Genomic DNA, 18,509 nt, shown 5'->3' with positions numbered 1-18,509 from the left:
AGCAGACACCGGAACCCCGGGCAGCCGGCGGGGGGAGTCTTCTCCTCCCATGGTCCAGCCGGCCCGTCTCCCTCGGAGGCGGAGCGCGCCCGGGGTTTTCACGTTCCTCCAGGTCCTCACCGCCGCGACGGCGTCCCCGCCCGGGCCCGCGCGGGCCCGGAGGGGTCTCAGCCGACCTTCTTCAGCTCCGCCGACAGGTGCGAGGTCAGCGGCCGGCCCACGGCGGCCATGTCGTAGGCGTACATGAGGTTGCCGTTGACCAGGCCGTAGAGGCGGCGTCCCGCGGTGTACTCCTTGGCGGTGGCCGTGCGGGCCACGACGTCGGTCTGCAACTCGATCTTGTGGAACACGACCTCGCCGACGTAGATCTCGACGATGCCCGTGGGGTGCGAGAGCAGCACCTCCACCTGCCGCTCGGGCAGCGAGCGCCAGTGCCCCGACTCGGTGGCCAGGGGCCTGACCATGGCGCCCTCGTCGTCCAGCAGCCACGTCTTGCTCTGGTAGCTCAGGAACGGCTTGCCGTTGTGCTCGAAGACGATCTCCTGGCCGAAGCGGAAGCTCTCGATCGTCGGGTAGCCGCCCACCCCGGCCCCCTCCCACCTGCCCAGCAGGAAGGCGATCGGCTCGAGGTCCGGATGAATTGACTGGGAGTCCATGGCATCTGAGCCTAGATGCCCGCCCACGGGGCCCGTGCCAGGACATCGGAACCGGGAATCGCCTGGTGAAGCGCCCGTGTCCGCGAATAGGCTCAGAGCCATGGCACGATCAATGGTGATAAAGGTGACGGCGGGCGCGGATGCCCCCGAGAGGTGCAACCAGGCGTTCACCGTCGCGGCGGCGGCCGTGGCGAGCGGCGTGCCGGTCTCGCTGTGGCTGACCGGCGAGTCCGCCTGGTACGGCCTGCCCGGCCGGGCCAAGGAGTTCGCCCTGCCGCACGCGACACCCCTGGCCGACCTGCTCGACGTCGTGCTGGCCGGCGGGAAGGTCACCGTCTGCACGCAGTGCGCGGCGCGCCGGGACATCGGCCCGCAGGACCTCATCGAGGGCGTCCGCATCGCCGGCGCGTCGACCTTCGTCGAGGAGGCCCTCGCCGAGGACGCGCAGGCACTCGTCTACTGACCGCCGGCGCGCTAACGGGGCAGGACGGCCCTGAGGCGCTCGTCGCGCAGGCGGTCGTACCAGGCGTCGTCGATCGGCGCCAGCGGCCCGGCCGCCCAGCTCAGGAACACATCGGCCAGCCAGGGGTTGCGCGCGAGCGCCGGGCCGTGCAGATAGGTGCCCACGATCTTGCCCGCGTGGCAGCCCTCGGTGCCGTCGCCGTTGCCCGTGCCGACCACCGTGCGCGACAGGGGACGCACGCCCGGGCCGAGGCGCGTGACGCCCATGTGGTTCTCGAAGCCGGTCAGCATGTGACCGCCGAGCCCGGTGTCCACCTCGGCCGCCAGCTCGCCCACCGCGCGGGCCGGCCCGCGGGCGCTCTCGATGTCCAGCAGGCCGATGCCCGCCACCGGCTGGCCCTCCTCGCCGCCGAACACCGACCCCATGATCTGGTAGCCGGCGCAGACGGCCAGCAGCGACGCGCCCCGGTCGACCGCCCGGGGCAGGCCGCCGTCGCGGCGCAGCCGCTCGGCGGCCAGGATCTGCGGACGGTCCTCCCCGCCGCCGATCAGGTAGATGTCCCCCGAGTCGGGCACCGGGTCGGCGGAGCGGACGTAGACGGTCTCGACGGGGATGCCCCGCTTGCGGGCCCGCTGCTCCAGGATCAGGACGTTGCCCTGGTCGCCGTAGGTGCTCAGCAGGTCGGGGTAGATCCACACGATGCGCAGGGCGCTGTCAGAGGGCACGGCCGAACTCCGCTCGGATCTGCTGGAAGGCTGTGTAGTTGGCGATCACGTCCACCCTGCCCGGCGCCTGCCGGGTGACGGCCTCGGCGAAGCTCTCGCAGAGCTGGAAGGGCACCCCGGCGACGTCCAGGCGCAGCGCCAGGTCCAGGCGGCGTTCGCCGGTCACGTAGACCGGGCGGCCGCTGAGGATGCGGTAGTCGACGTCCCACAGCCACGAGGTGTCGCGGCCGTCGGGGCCCTGGGCGTTCACCGACAGGATGATCGGCAGGGCCGGGTCGGAGACCTCGAAGGCCTCCAGCCACCCGGCGGGGTTCTTGGCGAGCAGCAGCCGCATCGCGCGGCCGTCGCGCTCGACCATGGTGTAGCGCCCGGCGACCGAGGTCACCTCGCGCAGCCGCGGCAGGGCCTGCTGGACGGGCATGCCGAACAGTTCGGCGACGGCCAGGGCGATGGCGGCGTTGGCGCGGTTGGCCCGGCCGGGCAGGCTCAGGTCGAGCACCCAGCGCTGCCGGCGCGGGTCGATCACCGCGTCGTCGTCGAGCACCCACGCCGGCTCGGGGCGGCGGAAGGTGCACTCGCGGCAGGCCCAGTCGTCGCCCTTGCGGTCGAGGGGGCCGCCGCACTCGGGGCAGCACCAGGAGTCCTCCTTCCAGGGCTGCCCGCACGACACCCAGGTGACCCGGGCGGCCGTGGAGGCGCCCCAGGTGACCAGCGGGTCGTCACAGTTGGCGACCACGTGGACGTCCTGGCCGGCCAGGGCGCGCCGCCATTTCTGGGCCAGCAGCCAGATCTCGGCCGCGCGGTCCATCTGGTCGCGGCTGAGGTTCATCAGGCAGACGACGCTGGCGCCGGTCGTGTCGAGCACCTCGGGGAGGTACTTCTCGTCGACCTCCAGCACGGCGAACGGCGCCTGCTTGGACTGCGACAGCGCCGACACGTGGCCGGCGGGCATGTTCGCGCCGAAGGCGTTGGTGGCCACCTCGCCGAGCTCCTGAAGCTCGGAGGTGATCAGACGGGTGGTGGTGGTCTTGCCGTTGGTGGCGCTGACCAGCACGAGCTTGCGGTCGGCGGCCAGCTTGCGCAGCAGGTCAGGCTCGAGGATCAGCCCGACGCGCCCGCCGATCACCGATCCGTCGCCGCGTCCGGTGACCCGGGAGAGGGTCGCTGCCGTACGCCCGAGGGCACTCGCGAGCTGAGCCCGCAGCGGTAGCTGGGTCATGCCCGAGATCCTAGTGCCGCCCGCGCGAAGAGTCCCTCACGAGCACCCAAAGCGCCCCTCTCGAGCGGGCCGCCGGTCAGTCCATGAAGGACAGCTCGGCCCGGTTCTCGGCGCCGCCCTCGAACGGCAGGACGAAGCGCCGCGGCCAGGACAGGACCGTCTCCAGCCAGGCCGCGCCCATCGTCTGGGCGACGTGCCGCAGCCGGTCGCGGGGCTCGACGCCGATGGCCACGGTGGCGAAGTCGCGCCCGACGCCCTCGTGCTCGTCGTCGCCGAGCAGCACCCGCCAGGCCAGCGCCCGGTTACGGTCCATCTCCATGGACAGCGGGTGGTGGCGCAGCGCCTTGGCGCGGTGGCCGAGCAGTTCGGCGCGGGCCATGGCCTCCGCCCCTGCCGCCCCGTTCACCCCGAGGTGCGGGTACGGGCGGCCGGTGGGGTCGGTGCCGAACAGGGCGTACTCCATCGCGGGCGCGGGGCTGCGCAGGTCGGGCGCCGGGCGGCCGTAGGGGAAGAGCCGGTCGACCTCGTGCACCCAGCGCACCTGCGGGATCACCCACGCCGCGCCCGGCCGCTCGCCTGACGAGGGCTTGGTGTCCTGGGAGGGGTCCAGCAGGCCGGCCGCCACCTCGGCGGCCTTCACCGTGAGCAGCGTCGGGTCGTAGAAGGTGCGCAGCGACCAGGCCCGCCGGGCCACCGCGCGCTCGACGAGCGTCGCGAGCAGGCATTCGCGGCGCCGGGGCGGCAGCTCGGCCCAGATCTCGCGAAGGACGCGCGGCACGCCCGGCAGCGACCGGTTGGTGCAGAAGGCGAGCACCACCGTGTCGGTCCAGATGCGCAGCCACGCCCATTCGGGGGCGTCGGCGAGCAGGTCGGCCTCGCGCAGCTCGAACAGGGTGCACGCCTTGCCGCTGGTGCACTCGCGCCCGCAGGCGGCCGAACGGCGGCCGCGGATCGGCGGGATGGGGCCGAGCACGGTGCGCTCGCGGTCCTCGCCGAGCGGCACCTGGATGCGCAGCGGGCGGTCCATGCCGTCGGCGAAGACGGCGGCGATGCCGGGCTGGAGCGAGACGACCTGCCGCGACTGCTCCTCGCTGAGGTTGATCGCGGCGCCCACCAGCCGGCGGTCGTCCTCGGCGGGCAGGCGGTGCACGACCTTGAGCGCGGTGTTCTTGACCACGTCGGCGATGAGCTTGGTGGGGATCTGCTCGGCCACCACGATGCCCTCGCCGTAGGCGCGGATCTCGGCGAGCATGCCGGCGAGCAGCTCGACGGCGTGGGTGCTGGCGCGCTGGGAGCCGCGGTCGCGCAGCAGCCGGTGCGCCTCCTCGATCACGATGACGTGCTGGAGCCCCTTGGACTTCTCCTGGCGGGCGCGCATGCGCAGGTGCTCGACGATGCGGATGATCAACGTGCCCATGAGGAACGCCTTGTCCTCGTCGTTGGCGACGTCCTCGATCGCGAACACGACGTTGCGCTGCAGCAGGCCGCCGATGTCGGCCGGGTGGCCGCCCTCGAAGAACCGGCCGGCGGAGCCGACGCGCAGGCTGCGCAGCCGCAGGCTGATGAAGCCCTCGACGTCGGCCTGCACCTCGTTGCCGTACCCGATCTCCTGGATGACCTCGAGCGCCTGCGCCTGTAACTGCTCCAGCGTCGGCACGGCCGGCTGGACCGCGGCGCCGGGGATGCCGCCGCCGGTGACGACGTCCCAGCCGTTGGCCTCGTAGACCCGCTGCAAGGCCAGCGACATGATCTGCGGGAAGGGCTCCTCGGCGTCGAAGGCCGCCATGAACAGCGCGCGGACCATGTCGATGTGCGCCTGCACCGGATAGCCGGGCTCGGGGGCCAGCGGGTTGACGCTGAACGGCACGTTGTCGGGCGCCGAGGGGTTGATCACGGTCAGCGGGGACAGGCGCTCGACCCGGCCCGCCATGGCCGCGTACTCGGACTTGGCGGGCTCGATGGCCAGCCACGGGATGCCGGCCTCGGTGAGCTGCTCCAGCAGGTGGCGGACGGTCTGCGACTTGCCCGAGCCGGTGGCCCCGGTGACGAAGGCGTGCCGGTTGAGCGTGGCGAGCGGCACCCGGAACGAGCCGACCGCGCGGTCCTGGCCGTCGATGATGGCGCCCAGGTCGAGCACCGGCTCGCCGGTGTTGCGCACGTCGGCCTCGCTGGTGACGTCGAAGAACCCGGCGTCCAGCACGCGCACGCCCGGCACCTCGCGGCGGGGCAGCCCGGCCAGCGCGGCCAGCGCCCCGGCGGTGGCGGCGAACGGCGCCGCCGCGCCGTCGGCCGGGTCCTGCAGAGTGACCCCGAGCGCCTCGGCGAACCCGTACAGCGGCTCACCGGAGGTGGAGCGGCCGAACCCGGCCAGGATGGGCAGCGACAGGGCGCTGCGCAGCCGGTAAGGGTGGTGGCTCATCTCGACCGACCCGACGAGCACCGGGGCGATCTGGCGCAGCTCGTCCGGCCCCGCCGCCCCGGCCAGCACGCGGACGTTCCACAGCCCGGCCTCGCGGAAGGCGTCCAGCTCCTGCATGCGCCGCTCGGCGCGCTCGGCGTCGAACCGGCTGCGCTCGGAGGCGTCGCCGTACTGGCGCAGCACATTGAGCTGGGTGCGCAGGTGGGCCACCTCGGCGTCGAGCAGGTCGGTGGGCTCGGCCACCACCAGCCAGGCGAACGGGCGCGACATGAGCGTGACCAGCGTGGACTCGAACAGGGTGGGACGCAGCAGGTCGTCGGGGCCGGGCTCCCTGCGGCCGTTGAGCGGCGGCGCCTGGCGGCCGGGGCAGGGCGTCCAGGCGAGGTCGGCCAGGTCGGCGAGCCAGTCGTCGCCGATCTCGACGCCCCGCGCGCCGCCGGGGAACAGCAGCGGCTGGGGGCCGTGCGGCGGCTCCTCCACGGTGGCGCTGGACGCGCGGCGCGGCGGGCGCGGCGGGGTGAGCGGCCCGGCGTTGGTGATGAGTTCGAGCGGCGCGCCCGACCCGCGCGACAGCCAGCCGATGACGAACGGCCGGTTGCGCTGGGCGGCGGAGAGCACGGCGGGCAGGACGGTGACGAAGTCCCACTCTGCCGACGAGCTACGCGAGGGGGCGGTGATCGCCTGGATGCGATACCACGGACCACTCAGCGGGAACGGCGCGCTAGGCGCTGCGGAGGACACGCTTGCCTGCATATCAAGCTCGGATCCTTATCGCCACCGGCGTTTGCCAGGGGATTACCTCTTCAATGCCTTCTCCTCCCGTCCGGGCGCGGATCACTGGCCTCTCCGCCAGTCGAGCCGCTCCGGCGGGGGGCCGAGGTTGGGCGGGAACGGGTCGGGTTCGGGCTCGCCTTCGGGTTCTGCGGGGGTGAGCATGACCCGGCGGACCTCCTCGAACTCCCCCAGAGTGGTCTTGGGGAAGGTGAGGATGGCCGGGTTGGCGTCGGCGAGCCGCACCTGGCGTCCCTCGGCCGTCGCGTGGGTGACGATCACCGAGGTGGTGGGGAGCTGCTGGAGCTGGTGCGGCTCGACCAGGAACTCGCGGCTGCGGTGCAGCACGCGCTCCTCCCCCATCGCCTTGCTGGCCCTGCGGCCCCACTCGGTGGACTCGGTGATGCCTTCCTTGAGGTCCCCCTCGGCCTTGTCCTCCCCCTCGGGCCCGGCCCGGCCGGCCCCGTCGCCGACCGTCGAGGTGTAGGAGCCGTTCAGGCCGTCCACGCTGGTGCCGATGGTCTCGGTGAGCTGCGCCAGCTCCAGACGGTGCTCGGTGCCCATGTGCTCGCTGGCCACGCGGGCGTCCTCGGCGTTGCCGAGCCGCATGAACGCGACGGCGGCGTGGCCGCGGCCCAGGCGCTCCCTGACCGTCGGGGTGAGCGCGCGGTAGGTGAGCACCAGGCCGGTCTGCGAGGTCTCGCAGGCGTCCATCAGCCGGTCGAGCACGTCCCCGCGCAGCTTGTCCGCGCCCGCGACGATGATCGTGTGGTACCAGGGCCGCTCGGAGGCCGGGGACTGGCGCAGGATGTGGGTCAGCGCCGTGGCGACGTAGGTGCCGAGCACGCGGTTGCCGAACACGCCGGCCTGGCGGTCCATGGAGACCACGCGCAGGCGCGCCGGCGGCAGCCGCACCGCCTCGGAGCCGAGCGTCTCGAGCTTGCGGAGCTGGGACTCAAGGGCCCAGGCGCGCTCGATGACCACCCGGTCGGTGACGCCGCGGCCGAACAGGGTGCCGATGCGTTCGAGCTGGGTGGCGGTGAGCAGGCCGAACCGCAGGTCGTCGCGCGGGTCGCCCACTTGGGCCAGGGCGCGCAGCGCGGCGGTGACCTGGTTGATCGTGGCGTTCTCGCCCAGCACCTCCAGCACCCGTTCGAGGATCGCGTTGTCGAAGCTCAGGTCGCGGGTGGTGCGGTGCTCCTCGCTGACGCTGACGACGTGGGCGAGCACGTCGGCGAAGGCCTCGGGCGGCAGCGTGGCGCCGAGGTCGAGCCGGGGCAGGTCGGTGGGCAGCACCCACACCAGCGGGTCGTCGCCGCCGCGCCTGGCCAGCTCGATGAGGTCCTTGGCGATGGCGCCCTCGGACAGGTCGAGCACGGTGAGGTGGCCGCCGCTGTAGAGGCGGGTGGCGCCGAGCAGGGTGATCAGCGCCGACCAGCCGGGCAGGGTGCCGCCGGCCACGTCGATGCGGTCGATCTCGTCGGGCACGGCGACGGCGTACCAGGTGAGCTGCTTGTCGTACTGCTCCTTCTTGGCGGCCCACTCGCGGTAGCGGGCGGCGTGCTCCTCCTGGGCCAGGAACAACTCGTGTTCGCGCTGCTCGCGCTGCTTGCCCGCCCGCGTCTCCTGCTCGCGGATGCGTGAGCGCAGGGCGCGCTCGCCCTGGTGGACGGCGTACCCGCAGATGGCGGCGATGCCGCCGGTGGCGACCAGCCCGATGACGACGAACGGCCAGCCCATGATCTCGGTGAGGCCGAGGGCGAGGATGAGCACCGCCAGCAGCGACATGAAGACACCGACGATCTTCACGGGGCGGTTGAGCAGGTCTTCCTGGAGGCGTTCCCTGCGGACCCAGGTGGGGTCGACGGCGGCGGGCTCGGCGGGGGCCTCGGCCGGCGAGGGGCGCCTGGGAGGCGGGCCGGGGTCGGGGAACAGCATCGCGTACTGCCAGCCGAGGTAGATCCGGTCAGCCTGCAGCTGCGCATGCTCGGGGTGCACGTCCGCCACCGGACCTCCACCTGATCAAGGGTCGTGCCTGCCGGAAAGCTCGCCGGCGCTCTCGTGGTCCGCTCTCCGACTGTGACAGCGTAAGAGGTGGGGCCCGCATTCGGGCACGGTTCTCGCCATTCGGACCAGATATCTGCCCTCTGCCCCTACACATTGGTACGAACGAGGCGGACGGGACAGAGGGAGCGATTACGATCGTGTGGCATGACGTCGTCCCCCGTTCGTCGCGGCCGCCGTCGTCGACGCCCGATGCTGGTGCCGGCCGTGGTCCTGCTCGCCGCCGCCGGCCTCGGCGCCACCGCGGCCCTCGGCGGGCTGCGCGAGGCCCCCGCCGAGCAGCCCCCGCGGCGCGGGGCGGGCGAGGAGGTCGACCAGCACCTGTTCCGCACGAAGATCGAGAACGCGGTCGTGCGGTCGGCGCCCACCGGCACGGACGCTCCCGGCGCACCGAAGGAGCGGGTACTGGAGCTCAGCCTGCGGGTCTACAACGACGCCCGCAGCAGCGTGCCGCTGGAGGCCCTCGACGAGTCGCTGCTGCTCATCGCGCCGCCCGAGGGCGACCCGCTGAAAAGCCCCCAGGGCGGCCGGGACGTCGGTAAGTGGCGGTTCGGCGACTCGATCCCCGGCGAGGGGCTGCCCGGAAGGACACTTCCCCCGAAGCGGACCTCTCTGGTGGTCATGCGGTTCCACTCGAACGTCGGCGCCGACGAGCGACCCCCCGCCTTCCCCGGCTCGCTGACCGTCGAGCTCGGCCGCTACGAGAACCACGAGGACGCCTTCACCGGACGCCACCGGGCCCAACTGGTGACCGGCGACGATCTCAAGCCCGTGGTCGCCGCGCGGGTCACCGTCCCCGTGCGCGAGGAGGCGTGATGGTCCGGCCGGCCGTCGCGCCGCCCCCGGACGGCACCGACCACCGGACCGGGCGCCGCGCCGCCGAACCGGCCCCCGCCGCGTCGCGCGCCCGGCGGGCGGGGCGGCGCCTGGCCAACGGGACGGTCGCGCTGGCCATCGCCGCCGGGGCCGTGTACGCGCACACGTACGTCATGGACAAGGACGACCTGGACGCCCCGCTGACCACGCACGCGGCCGCCGGCGCGGTGGCCGCGAACGGGCGGTTCGGCATGCGGCTGGAACGCGTCGCCGTCACCCGGACGATCAGGCTGGCCACCCCGTCGAACGATCCGGAGACCGGGGCGCAGGTGATCAAGGAGACCGGGCGCGTGGGCACCGGCGACGTGTTCGTGGTCGCCACGGTCCAGGCCACCTCCGCCGGCGACCCGCTGTGGCTGAAGGAGGCCTGGCTGCACACCCGCGACGGGCTGGACTACGCCGTCAGCGACCGGGTCTACGGCATCTACCGGCGCGCCGACCACCCCATCCAGCACGGCTGGTGGTCCGAGCTCGACTACGTCTTCGAGGTGCCGAAGGAGGCGCTGCCCGGGGCGTCCATCATGGTCACCGCGCCCTCCTCCAACGGCATCAACGACGACATCTACCCCGGCCGGTACGACCAGCTCCTCCCGGAGGTCTCCCTGTCCCTCACCGCCGACGACGCCGCGACGCGGCGCCTGATCTCCGAGATGGCCGAATCGGTGCGACTGATGGCGCGGCTGTGAGCCGGCCCCGCGGGCGCGGCCCGGAGCCCGAGCCGGAGGAGGAGCCGTTCGACGCCTTCGCGCCGAACCCGCGCAACAGCCCGCCGCCGGGAGAGAGCGCGGTCACCTCGACCGGCTCCTGGGAGGCGTTCCCCACCACCTTCCCGATCCCGGTGGTCTCGCCGGACGACCCGCCTCCGTCGCCGCTCCCGCGCCGCACGCCGGGGAAGGCGCCGCATCCGGGCAAGAAACCGCGTCCAGGCGAAGCACCGCAGCATCCGGGCGGGAGCACCCCCAATCCGGCGGGGGCCGCGCCAGGAGCGGGACCGGGCACCGCGGACGCCACACCGGCGGCGGCGCCGGGCACGCCAGGCGTAGGGCTGAGCACGCCAGGCGTAGGGCTGAGCACGGCGGGCGCCACGCCAGGAGCGGGGCCGAACGCGGCTTTCGCCACGCCAGGTGCGGGGCCGAGCACGGCCGGCGCCACACCGGCATCGAGGCCGAGCACGGCGGGCGCCGTACCCGCCTCGGCACTCGGCTACTCGGGGACCGCCACCGGGCCGGTGGACCCCGCGCCGGTCATCCCCGCGGCCGGCGCGCCGGAGGCCGCGCCGGAGACGGCGGCGGTCCCTCGCGGCAGCACACGTTCCGCCCGCCAGGAGCGCGGCCGGCTCGTCCGGGCGGCGCGGGGCGCCGGCCTGCTCGTCGCGGCGGCGGCGCTGGCCGCGGCCACCGTGGGCGTGCAGTGGTGGGACAAGTCGGCGTGGGTGGCCGAGCGGTACAGGCCCGAGACCGCCAAGGAGGTGGGGCACGGCCAAGAGGCCACCCTGCACGGCGTGAGCTGGCAGGTCAGCGTGACCTCCGGCCCTCCGGCCTCCGGCCAGGACGCGGGCACGGCGTCCCTGGTGGCGGACGTGCTGGTGACGCCCACCTCGGCCGCGGAGATCCAGAAGTCCTTCCCGCCGGACTTCAGCATGCGTGACCGGGCCGGGCACAGGTGGCTCGCCCAGGCCGAGCAGACGCTGATCCGCGACGATCTCAAGGTCGGGCGGCCTGTGCGCATGAAGGTGGTGGCGGTCGTGCCCGAACGGCTGCGCGACACCGCCGAGTTCGTGCTGAACTACGACACCGAGGCGCTGCGCTTCGCCCGCTGACGGGTCGCCGCGATGTCGAAGGTGGCGGCGAACAGGCACAGCGTCAGCGTGGTGAAGACCAGCCCGCGGGCGAAGTGCACCGGGATCTGGTAGACCTCCCAGTCGAGCTGCCGGTGCGCCGTGCCGATCAGGTAGTACGCGCCGCGTTCGGCGTAGTCCATGGCCACGGCGAGCAGCACGTAGCACAGGCACATGAGCGTGAACAGCGGCGCGCCGCCCCGCAGCGTGAGGCGCAGCGCGTGCAGCACGGGCGGCCACCGGTCCAGCCCGGCCCGCACCGCGACCAGGCCTGCGCCGCGCCGGGTGATCCGGTGGGCGCGCCGTCCCGCGCGGGTGGCGGCCTCCTCCAGCGGGGTGCCCCTGACCGCCTCCCGCCCGCTCTCCGCGTACGCGCCGTACACCAGGACGGCCAGGGTCAGCAGGATGAGGGGGGTGAGGATCGCGCCGCCGAGGTCCGGGCGGATTCCGGCGAGCCACTCCATCGCGGCGCGCCAGCCGGGCACCGCCCGCTCCAGCGCGGCCCAGTGCTCGTTCCACCAGGACACCACGACGCGCCGGCCCAGCCACTGCGACCGCTCGCCGACCAGCGCCACCACCAGGGCCGCTCCGTAGAAGGTGTAGGCCAGCTCGGAGAAGGCGACGCCGAAGGCGAGCCGCGACCCGCCCCGGCGCTCGTGCAGGGCCGCCAGGATGTAACGCACCACGATCGCCACGCCGGTGAAGATCAGTGCGATCTTGATGTCGAGCAGGAGGTTGGTGCCGGCGTCGGGCGGCACGGGCTTCGCCGGTTGGGCGCCGCCGGTCGTGCCGAGGGCGCCCGAGAGCTCCGCGGCCACGAAATCGTCGTACTGCTTGGCGTAACGCTCCATGTCCGCGTCGGCGAACTGGCGCCAGTCGGCGACCTGCCACCCCCAGGCGAGGTAGATGGCGACGTAGGCGATGATCGCCCGGCCGAGCGCGGTGAACAGCGGCTCGTCCGCCTGCCCCTCGGCGCGCCTGGCGGCGGTCTCGGTCAGCGCCCCGCGGACGGTGTGCAGCATGCCGACGGTCACGATCATGCCGAGCATGACCATGACGACGAACAGGAACATGGTGCCGGCCAGGCGCCACTCGCGGTGGGAGCCGTGGGAGAACTCCGACCCGGCCACCAGCAGGCCGAACCGGCCCAGCTCGCCGGCGCCGAACCACAGCGTCATCGGCACCAGGCACCGCGCCCACAGCGCCAGCGCGTGCAGTGGCAGCCCGTACGGCGAGCGCCGCCACCAGCGGACGGCGTCGGACACGGGCCGTGACCCAGCCCCCAAGGTCAACGAATCGGACATCCTGGGCATGGTATCCACGGCGCCACAACCCTCGCAGGGCATCGCCATAATGCGGTGTCAGAACGACGTGCCGGAGCCGCGTGTCGCCCGGCCTCGCCGAACGCGTGCGGTGGCGGCCCGGTCACCCTCCGGGGATTTGCGGCTTATGTGGCCCTCTACAGGTGTCTGGTGTGTATCTATGAGACTAAGGAGACGGATGGGGATCACGTAGCGACTACCATCCTGTGCCATGACGTCCACCCCTCCTCGCGGCGCCCGACGCAGACGGCCGGTGCTCATCCCGGCCGTCGCCGTCCTGGCGGCCGCGACCGTGGGAGTGAGCGCCGCGCTCGGCGGGCTGGCGCAGGCGCCTGACACCTCCGTCGAGAAGCTGGGCAAGGGCGCCGAAATCAACCAGGGGAAGATGCTCACGGTCGTCCAGGACGCCGTGGTGCGCTCCGGCGGCAAGTTCGAGATGGGCGTCCCCGGCAAGCGCTACCTCCAGATCGTCCTCAAGGTCACCAACGAGACCGACCGCACCATCCAGGCGCAGGAGATGGACCACGCGCTTCCCACCGTGCGCGCCGACTCGACCACGATCAAGCCGAAGCCCGGCGACCTCGGCCCCTACATCAGGTCCATCTCCCAGGGGCACTCGTACGCGCAACTGCATCCGGGCGTGCCCACGACCGTGATCATGTCGTTCGAGCTGGAGCCGGGCCGGCCCATGCCCAAGAGGCTGAGCATCGACCTGGGCGCCTTCGAGTTGCACGAGGACTTCTTCAGCCGGCGGCGCGAGTGGTCGCAGATCTTCCAGGACACCGCGGAGACGCCGTCGCCCGCGGCGAGCGCGACGCAGGCCTCCTCGCCGTCCGGCACGGACGCCCCGCGGCTCGGCCTGGCGGAGCCGAAGACCCGCATTCCGCCCGTGGTGGCCGCCCAGGTCGATCTCCCGGTCCGAGTGGAGACCTCGTGATGGCCGTCTCGTCCGACTTCGTACCCCATCCGGCGTCGGCGTCGCCGTCCCCCACGCAGCCGCCGCCTCCGCGACGGCCCGCCTGGCGCGTGATCGTCTCCGCCGTGGCCGGCGTCGCCCTGGCGATCGGCGCGGTGTACGCGCAGACCTACGTGATGACCGTCAACGACAAGACCGCCCCGCTCACCGTGTCGGGCGGCATGCGCGAGGAACTGCGGACCGACCACTTCTCCGCCCGGCTGGAACGCATCGAGTTCGCCCGTTCGATCCGGGTGAAGAAGGCCTACAGCACCGACGAGGCGACGACCGACCAGATCTTCCTGGTCGTCAAGGTCGGCGCCACCTCGCCGCGCCGGCCGACCAAGCTCGTCCCCCACCTGGTCACGGCGGGCGGCCTGCGCTTCGCGGCCACCGACAAGGTGGACGAGAACGCGACGATCACCGCCAAGTGGATCCAGCCGGGATGGTGGCGCTCGGGGCTGTGCTTCTTCGAGATCCCGCCCGACGAGGTCGCCGGCGCCCGCGTGGTGGTGTCCGAGCCGGTCAACTCCCTGTACGGCGACCAGTACATCCCCGAGGTCTCCATGGACCTCGGCCTGGACGAGGCGAAGGCCCGCGAGGCGATGAGCGCCGCCAAGGACGGCTACGAGGTGAGCGGCATATGAGCCAGAATCCCAACGACACCGGCGTGTGGCGGCCGCCCGCCGCCGAGCCGTCGTGGTTCACCCCCGCCCCGCGCCTGCCCCGGCCCGACGCCCGGGTCTGGCCCCCGCCCGCGCCGGAGCAGGAGGAGCCGCGCGGGTCCTCGACGGTTCCGATGCCGGCCGTGCAGGACGGACAGGCTCCCGGCCGCCGGACCTGGCCGCCGCCGCCCCCGGTCCCCGCCGCGTCACCGTCCCCCGCCCCCGCCGCATCACCGTCCCCCGGCCCCGCCGCGTCGCCGTTCCCTGGTGAAGCCTCGGCGGAGCGCGCCGCGTCCGCCCCGGCCCCCGCGCCCCCGATGTCCCTCTCGTCCTCTCCGTCCGCCGCGCCGCCCGCGCCCACCGCGCCGCCGCCCGCCGATCGCGCCGCCTCCGCGGCCGCGCCCTCGGGCCGCCGCCGGATGCCGAGGCCGGCCAAGATCGGCCTGCAGCTTCTCGGCGCCGTCGCGCTCACGGCCGCCCTCCTCGGCGTCAAGGGATACGACGAGCTGACCCGGTTCGAACGGGACAACCCCGCGGCCCAGGTGCGCCACGTCGCCTCCGGCCAGGCGGCCGACCTGGCCGACGCCCGCTGGCGGCTGCTCAAGATCGCGCCCATGGCGCAGCAGCCGGACAACCTCGCGCCCGGCACCGTCATGCTGCAGATCGACCTCGAAGGCACCGCGCTGAACCAGGACGGCACCCGCTTCACCACCACGCCGCCGTACTACTACACGGGAGACGCGGCGGGCCGCACCTGGATGGCGCTGTCGTGGAAGGCTCCCGAGCGGCTGACCCCGGGCGTGCCCGGCCGCTTCACCCTGATCAGCTCGGTCCCGAAGGACGTGGCCGGCCAGGTCGAGCTGCTGCTGTGGCCTAACTCGTATGTTGGAGAGCGGGAGTGGGGGCCCGCTCTGCGCTTCGCCCGCTGACGCCGGCGACGGCCCGGCGGCGACGCTCGGCGCCGGCGGCGATGTCGAACGTCGCGGCCAGCAGGCAGATCGTCAGAACGGTGACCACCAGGTCGACGGCGAAGTCCACCGGCACGAGCAGCACATTCAGGTAGAGCATCGGATGGTCGCTGCCGAGCAGGTACACGATGCCGCGCGAGGCGTAGTCCGCCCCCACGCGCAGCCCGACGAAGCACAGGGCGAAGTACCCGAACAACGGCGCGCCACCTCGGATCGTCAGGCGCAGGGTGTTCATCAGCGGCACCCAGTCGGCCCACCGGCCGAAGAGTCGCACCAGGGTGCGGCGGGTCAGCGAGTGCGTGCGCGCGGTGAGCATGGTGCCCGCCTGGGTGGCCACGCCCTCCAGCCGGGTGCCCCTGATCACCCCACGGGCGTCTTCGGCGTAGGCGCCGTACATCAGGATCGCGACCGTCAGCCACGCGGCGGGCAGCACCAGCGCGTCCCACGCGTACGGCTTGACGGCGTCCAGGAGTTCGCCGAGCGCGGCCAGGCCCGGAATGTGCACCTGCAACCCGTCGAAAAGATTCCCCATCCAGGACGCGGCCACCCGGCTGCCCAGCCAGCCGCCCACCACCTCGCCCCGGGAGGCGACGACCTGCGCGCCGTAGTAGAAGAAGGACAGCTCGCAGAAGGCCACCGCGAGCGCCGCCGTGCGGGCCTGGTCGCGCTCGTACCAGAGGGTGAAGAAGTAACGGGCGAGGAAGGCCACGGCCATGATCACCAGCGTGGCGGTGAAGTTCAGGCCGATCAAGATCCGCGCGGTGTCCGGCTGCTCCCCGGTCGCCAGGTCGTAGAAGGCGCCCAGGGCCCCCTTGTCGTCGCTCTGGCGCAGGATGTCCATGGACAGGTAGTCGCGGACGTCGTCCAGATGCCATCCCCACGCCAGGTACAGCGCGACGAACGGGATGATCACCCTGCTCTGGGTGGAGACGAACCCCTCGTCCTGGTCCCCGTCGGCCCGCCTGGCCCGCATCTCCCACAGCGCGCCGCGCAGCGAGGAGAACATGCCCACGCTGACCACCAGGCCCGCCATGACCATGACGATGAACACCAGCATGGTCAGCGCGTACCGCAGGTCCTTCATCGAGCCGTGGCCGAGCTCGGTGCCGCCGACCATCAGCCCGAACCGCACGAGCTGCCCGGCCGAGTACCACATGACCAGCGGCAGAACGCACCGCCCCGCCAGCCGCAGCGCGTGCAGCGGGAGGGACCAGACCGACGGAGTACGGATGGATTCGGACATCCGGTGCATCCTATCGACGCGGCCCCATTCGCCGCAGCGGCATCGCCCGTTTCACCGCCAGCGCCATGCCCCGGGAGGACGCGCCCGGCGACCCCGCGAAGCCCGCCGCGGCGCCGACGCCCCGCGCACACCCCCTGGAACCCGCGAGGGCCGGCGCCCCCTCGCGGGGAACGCCGGCCCTGGATGCGCGGAGCGCGAGTGTCAGACGGTGACCTGGAGCTGGGAGACCTCGCCGAGGCGGGCCTCCACCGCGATGTCCTTGGTGACGCCGCCGCCCGCGATGATGCGGACGGTCCAGGAGCCGGGAGCGGCGAAGAAGCGGAAGACGCCCTCGTCGGACACGACCACCTCACCGGTGAACTCGCCGGAGTGGTCCAGCAGGCGGGCGTACGCGGTGCCCGTGCCGGTGACCACACCCTGGATGACGGCCTGCGTCGACAGGTCGATGCCCGCCGGCAGCGCGATGGTCTGTTCGGGTGCGGCGCACCCCTGGACGGTGGTCATCGGGCCTCCCCTAGCTCGATCGGCACGCCCACGAGCGAGCCGTACTCGGTCCACGAACCGTCGTAGTTCTTCACGTTCGGCTGCCCGAGGATCTCGTGCAGCACGAACCAGGTGTGCGCGGAGCGCTCACCGATGCGGCAGTAGGCGATGGTGTCCTTGTCGAAGTCGACGCCGGCCTCGCCGTAGAGCGTGCGCAGCTCGTCGTCGGAGCGGAAGGTGCCGTCGTCGTTGGCCGCCTTTGACCACGGGATGTTGCGCGCGGTCGGGATGTGGCCACCTCGCTGCGCGGCCTCCTGCGGCAGGTGGGCCGGAGCCAGGAGCTTGCCGGTGAACTCGTCGGGCGAGCGCACGTCGACCAGGTTGAGCTTGCCGATCGCGGCGACGACGTCGTCGCGGAAGGCGCGCAGCGTGAGGTCCTGGTCCTGGGCGGTGTACTGCGTCGCGGGACGCGCGGGCACGTCCTTGACCAGCTCGCGGGAGTCCAGCTCCCACTTCTTGCGGCCGCCGTCGAGCAGGCGGACGTTCTGGTGACCGTAGAGCTTGAAGTACCAATAGGCGTACGCGGCGAACCAGTTGTTGTTGCCACCGTAGAGGACCACGGTGTCGTCGTTGCCGATGCCGCGAGCCGACAGAAGGGCCTGGAAGCCCTCACGGTCCACGAAGTCGCGGCGGACCGGGTCCTGCAGGTCGTTCTTCCAGTCGATCTTCACGGCGCCACGGATGTGGCCCTTGTCATAGGCGCTGGCGTCCTCGTCGACTTCGACGAGCACGACGCCAGGAGTGTCGAGGTTGGCCTCGACCCAGTCGGCGTCCACCAGTACGGCGGAGCGGCTCATTAGGGAACCTCCCGTTTATCGGGTTGCGGCGGGCATTAGACGGCGGATGATCAAGTACATTTCGCAGCCCAGACAGAAGCCGAAGGCGGCGTTGAGGAAGGCGGCGAGCAGCGCCGCGGCGGTCGCGCCGAGCGCGAGCGCCGGGACCTGCGCGGCGAACCCGGCCAGCGCGGCGAGCGCGAAGACCAGCCCGACCCCTTGCGCGAAGCGGGGCGGGGCGGCATCTTCCATCTCCGCCGGCGGACCGAGCCTCGGCCGCACCAACCGTCTGAAGATCAGCCCGTACGGCGACACCCCGGCCAGACCGAGAGCGAACAGCAGGCCCTGGACCAGCAGCAGCCACGCGTTGCCCGTGAGCAGGACCAGAGCCAGAACGACCGTCGTGACGGCCGCGGAGAACCGCGTGCTTCTGGGATCCACCTGCATGGCGAGACGCTCCTGAAGGATCGTGCCGGAGACGCTAAGATCGGGCACTGTTCAGATCGGTGCGGCGGAAGGCCGCGAGATCGCCCTCAGGCCATGCGACAGAGCGCGGTGGCGACGCGGCAGAAATCAACCGCGCGCCGCTTCGTCAGCAGCTCTGTCGTGGGTGTCATGTGCACGACAGTACTCGCCGTCTCGCCATCTGTCACGTCGCGTCCGTTTCATGAGACGCGGTGAAACCGAGGGCGGCGATCACGTCCACCTTGCGGGGTTGACCCGACGCCTTCTTGACCACCCTGCCCTCGTGATCGAGGACGAGCACCGTGGGGGTGCGCATGACGTCGAACCGGCGCACCAGGTCCAGCCGGGACTCGGCGTCGATCTCGACGTGCCGCACCCCGGGCACCATGCCGCAGACCTCCGACAGCACGCGCCGGGTGGCCCGGCAGGGCTGGCAGAAGGCGCTGGAGAACTGCACGAGCGTGGCGCGTTCGCCCAGCTCGGCGCCGAGGTCACCCGCCGCCACCACGTCCATGTCGCTCCTCACGGCGCGCACCGCGCCA

19 protein-coding genes are annotated in these 18,509 nt (G+C 72.7%); 7 read left to right on the top strand and 12 right to left on the bottom strand.

Annotation, left to right across the window (positions count from 1 at the left end; translation table 11 throughout):
- Window positions 1-167: 167 nt before the first annotated feature.
- Complete coding sequence (locus ABZT47_RS35955; RefSeq protein WP_354852295.1) at window positions 168-656, bottom strand: FABP family protein; 489 nt, start codon at window positions 654-656, stop codon at window positions 168-170.
- A gap of 100 nt (window positions 657-756) precedes the next feature.
- Between ABZT47_RS35955 and ABZT47_RS35950 the strand changes: the two genes are divergently transcribed.
- Window positions 757-1,119 (top strand): DsrE family protein, encoded by a 363-nt coding sequence (locus ABZT47_RS35950; RefSeq protein WP_354852294.1) that lies wholly within the window; start codon window positions 757-759, stop codon window positions 1,117-1,119.
- An 11-nt stretch (window positions 1,120-1,130) separates the two neighbouring features.
- On the opposite strand, the gene ABZT47_RS35945 is transcribed toward ABZT47_RS35950, so the two are convergent.
- The 4 genes from ABZT47_RS35945 to ABZT47_RS35930 form a co-directional block, all read right to left on the bottom strand.
- Complete coding sequence (locus ABZT47_RS35945; protein ID WP_354852292.1) at window positions 1,131-1,844, bottom strand: glutamine amidotransferase; 714 nt, start codon at window positions 1,842-1,844, stop codon at window positions 1,131-1,133.
- Window positions 1,834-3,063 carry a MurT ligase domain-containing protein gene (locus ABZT47_RS35940; RefSeq protein WP_354852291.1) on the bottom strand — a complete coding sequence of 410 codons (1,230 nt, stop codon included), beginning with the start codon at window positions 3,061-3,063 and terminating at the stop codon, window positions 1,834-1,836. Before ABZT47_RS35940 ends, ABZT47_RS35945 begins: the two co-directional genes overlap by 11 nt.
- 76 nt (window positions 3,064-3,139) lie before the next feature.
- The gene (locus tag ABZT47_RS35935) at window positions 3,140-6,223 is read right to left on the bottom strand and encodes an ATP-binding protein (protein WP_354852289.1); all 3,084 of its coding nucleotides are present in this window, start codon (window positions 6,221-6,223) and stop codon (window positions 3,140-3,142) included.
- A 93-nt stretch (window positions 6,224-6,316) separates the two neighbouring features.
- Window positions 6,317-8,260, bottom strand: a complete 1,944-nt coding sequence (locus ABZT47_RS35930) for a hypothetical protein (RefSeq protein ID WP_354852287.1) — start codon at window positions 8,258-8,260, stop codon at window positions 6,317-6,319.
- 204 nt (window positions 8,261-8,464) lie between these two features.
- On the opposite strand from ABZT47_RS35930, the gene ABZT47_RS35925 reads away from it, so the two are divergent.
- The 3 genes from ABZT47_RS35925 to ABZT47_RS35915 are packed head-to-tail and all read left to right on the top strand — an operon-like array spanning window position 8,465 to window position 11,012.
- Entirely contained in the window at window positions 8,465-9,133 is a 669-nt protein-coding gene (locus ABZT47_RS35925) for a hypothetical protein (RefSeq protein ID WP_354852286.1), read from the top strand.
- Window positions 9,133-9,879 (top strand): hypothetical protein, encoded by a 747-nt coding sequence (locus tag ABZT47_RS35920; RefSeq protein WP_354852285.1) that lies wholly within the window; start codon window positions 9,133-9,135, stop codon window positions 9,877-9,879. Before ABZT47_RS35925 ends, ABZT47_RS35920 begins: the two co-directional genes overlap by 1 nt.
- Entirely contained in the window at window positions 9,876-11,012 is a 1,137-nt protein-coding gene (locus tag ABZT47_RS35915) for a hypothetical protein (protein ID WP_354852284.1), read from the top strand. Before ABZT47_RS35920 ends, ABZT47_RS35915 begins: the two co-directional genes overlap by 4 nt.
- Here the strand turns inward: ABZT47_RS35915 and ABZT47_RS35910 are convergent.
- Complete coding sequence (locus ABZT47_RS35910) at window positions 10,979-12,334, bottom strand: hypothetical protein (RefSeq protein WP_354852282.1); 1,356 nt, start codon at window positions 12,332-12,334, stop codon at window positions 10,979-10,981. The genes ABZT47_RS35915 and ABZT47_RS35910 overlap by 34 nt on opposite strands.
- 229 nt (window positions 12,335-12,563) lie before the next feature.
- Between ABZT47_RS35910 and ABZT47_RS35905 the strand changes: the two genes are divergently transcribed.
- From ABZT47_RS35905 to ABZT47_RS35895, 3 genes are read left to right on the top strand one after another with little or no spacing between them, the layout of a single operon-like run.
- Window positions 12,564-13,289: a hypothetical protein gene (locus ABZT47_RS35905; RefSeq protein ID WP_354852280.1), complete on the top strand. Its 726-nt coding sequence runs from the start codon at window positions 12,564-12,566 to the stop codon at window positions 13,287-13,289.
- Window positions 13,289-13,954, top strand: coding sequence for a hypothetical protein (locus ABZT47_RS35900; protein ID WP_354852278.1), 666 nt, complete (start codon window positions 13,289-13,291; stop codon window positions 13,952-13,954). Before ABZT47_RS35905 ends, ABZT47_RS35900 begins: the two co-directional genes overlap by 1 nt.
- Complete coding sequence (locus ABZT47_RS35895) at window positions 13,951-14,901, top strand: hypothetical protein (protein WP_354852276.1); 951 nt, start codon at window positions 13,951-13,953, stop codon at window positions 14,899-14,901. Before ABZT47_RS35900 ends, ABZT47_RS35895 begins: the two co-directional genes overlap by 4 nt.
- Here the strand turns inward: ABZT47_RS35895 and ABZT47_RS35890 are convergent.
- The 6 genes from ABZT47_RS35890 to ABZT47_RS35865 form a co-directional block, all read right to left on the bottom strand.
- Window positions 14,846-16,183 carry a hypothetical protein gene (locus ABZT47_RS35890; protein ID WP_354852274.1) on the bottom strand — a complete coding sequence of 446 codons (1,338 nt, stop codon included), beginning with the start codon at window positions 16,181-16,183 and terminating at the stop codon, window positions 14,846-14,848. The genes ABZT47_RS35895 and ABZT47_RS35890 overlap by 56 nt on opposite strands.
- Window positions 16,184-16,384: 201 nt before the next feature.
- Complete coding sequence (locus ABZT47_RS35885; RefSeq protein WP_354852272.1) at window positions 16,385-16,687, bottom strand: DUF1416 domain-containing protein; 303 nt, start codon at window positions 16,685-16,687, stop codon at window positions 16,385-16,387.
- Window positions 16,684-17,523 carry a sulfurtransferase gene (locus tag ABZT47_RS35880; protein ID WP_354852270.1) on the bottom strand — a complete coding sequence of 280 codons (840 nt, stop codon included), beginning with the start codon at window positions 17,521-17,523 and terminating at the stop codon, window positions 16,684-16,686. Before ABZT47_RS35880 ends, ABZT47_RS35885 begins: the two co-directional genes overlap by 4 nt.
- Window positions 17,524-17,538: 15 nt before the next feature.
- A complete protein-coding gene (locus ABZT47_RS35875; RefSeq protein WP_354852268.1) occupies window positions 17,539-17,949 on the bottom strand; it encodes a DUF4395 domain-containing protein in 411 nt (136 codons plus the stop codon).
- Between the two features lie 86 nt (window positions 17,950-18,035).
- Window positions 18,036-18,119 carry a putative leader peptide gene (locus tag ABZT47_RS35870; protein WP_352231756.1) on the bottom strand — a complete coding sequence of 28 codons (84 nt, stop codon included), beginning with the start codon at window positions 18,117-18,119 and terminating at the stop codon, window positions 18,036-18,038.
- Between the two features lie 32 nt (window positions 18,120-18,151).
- Complete coding sequence (locus tag ABZT47_RS35865; RefSeq protein ID WP_354852414.1) at window positions 18,152-18,481, bottom strand: thioredoxin family protein; 330 nt, start codon at window positions 18,479-18,481, stop codon at window positions 18,152-18,154.
- Window positions 18,482-18,509 lie beyond the last annotated feature (28 nt).

This window comes from Sphaerisporangium sp. NPDC005289 (assembly GCF_040607455.1).
Lineage (GTDB): Bacteria > Actinomycetota > Actinomycetes > Streptosporangiales > Streptosporangiaceae > Sphaerisporangium > Sphaerisporangium rhizosphaerae.
The sequence above is the reverse complement of the archived record's forward strand: the minus strand, read 5'-3'. Positions and strand labels throughout refer to the sequence as shown.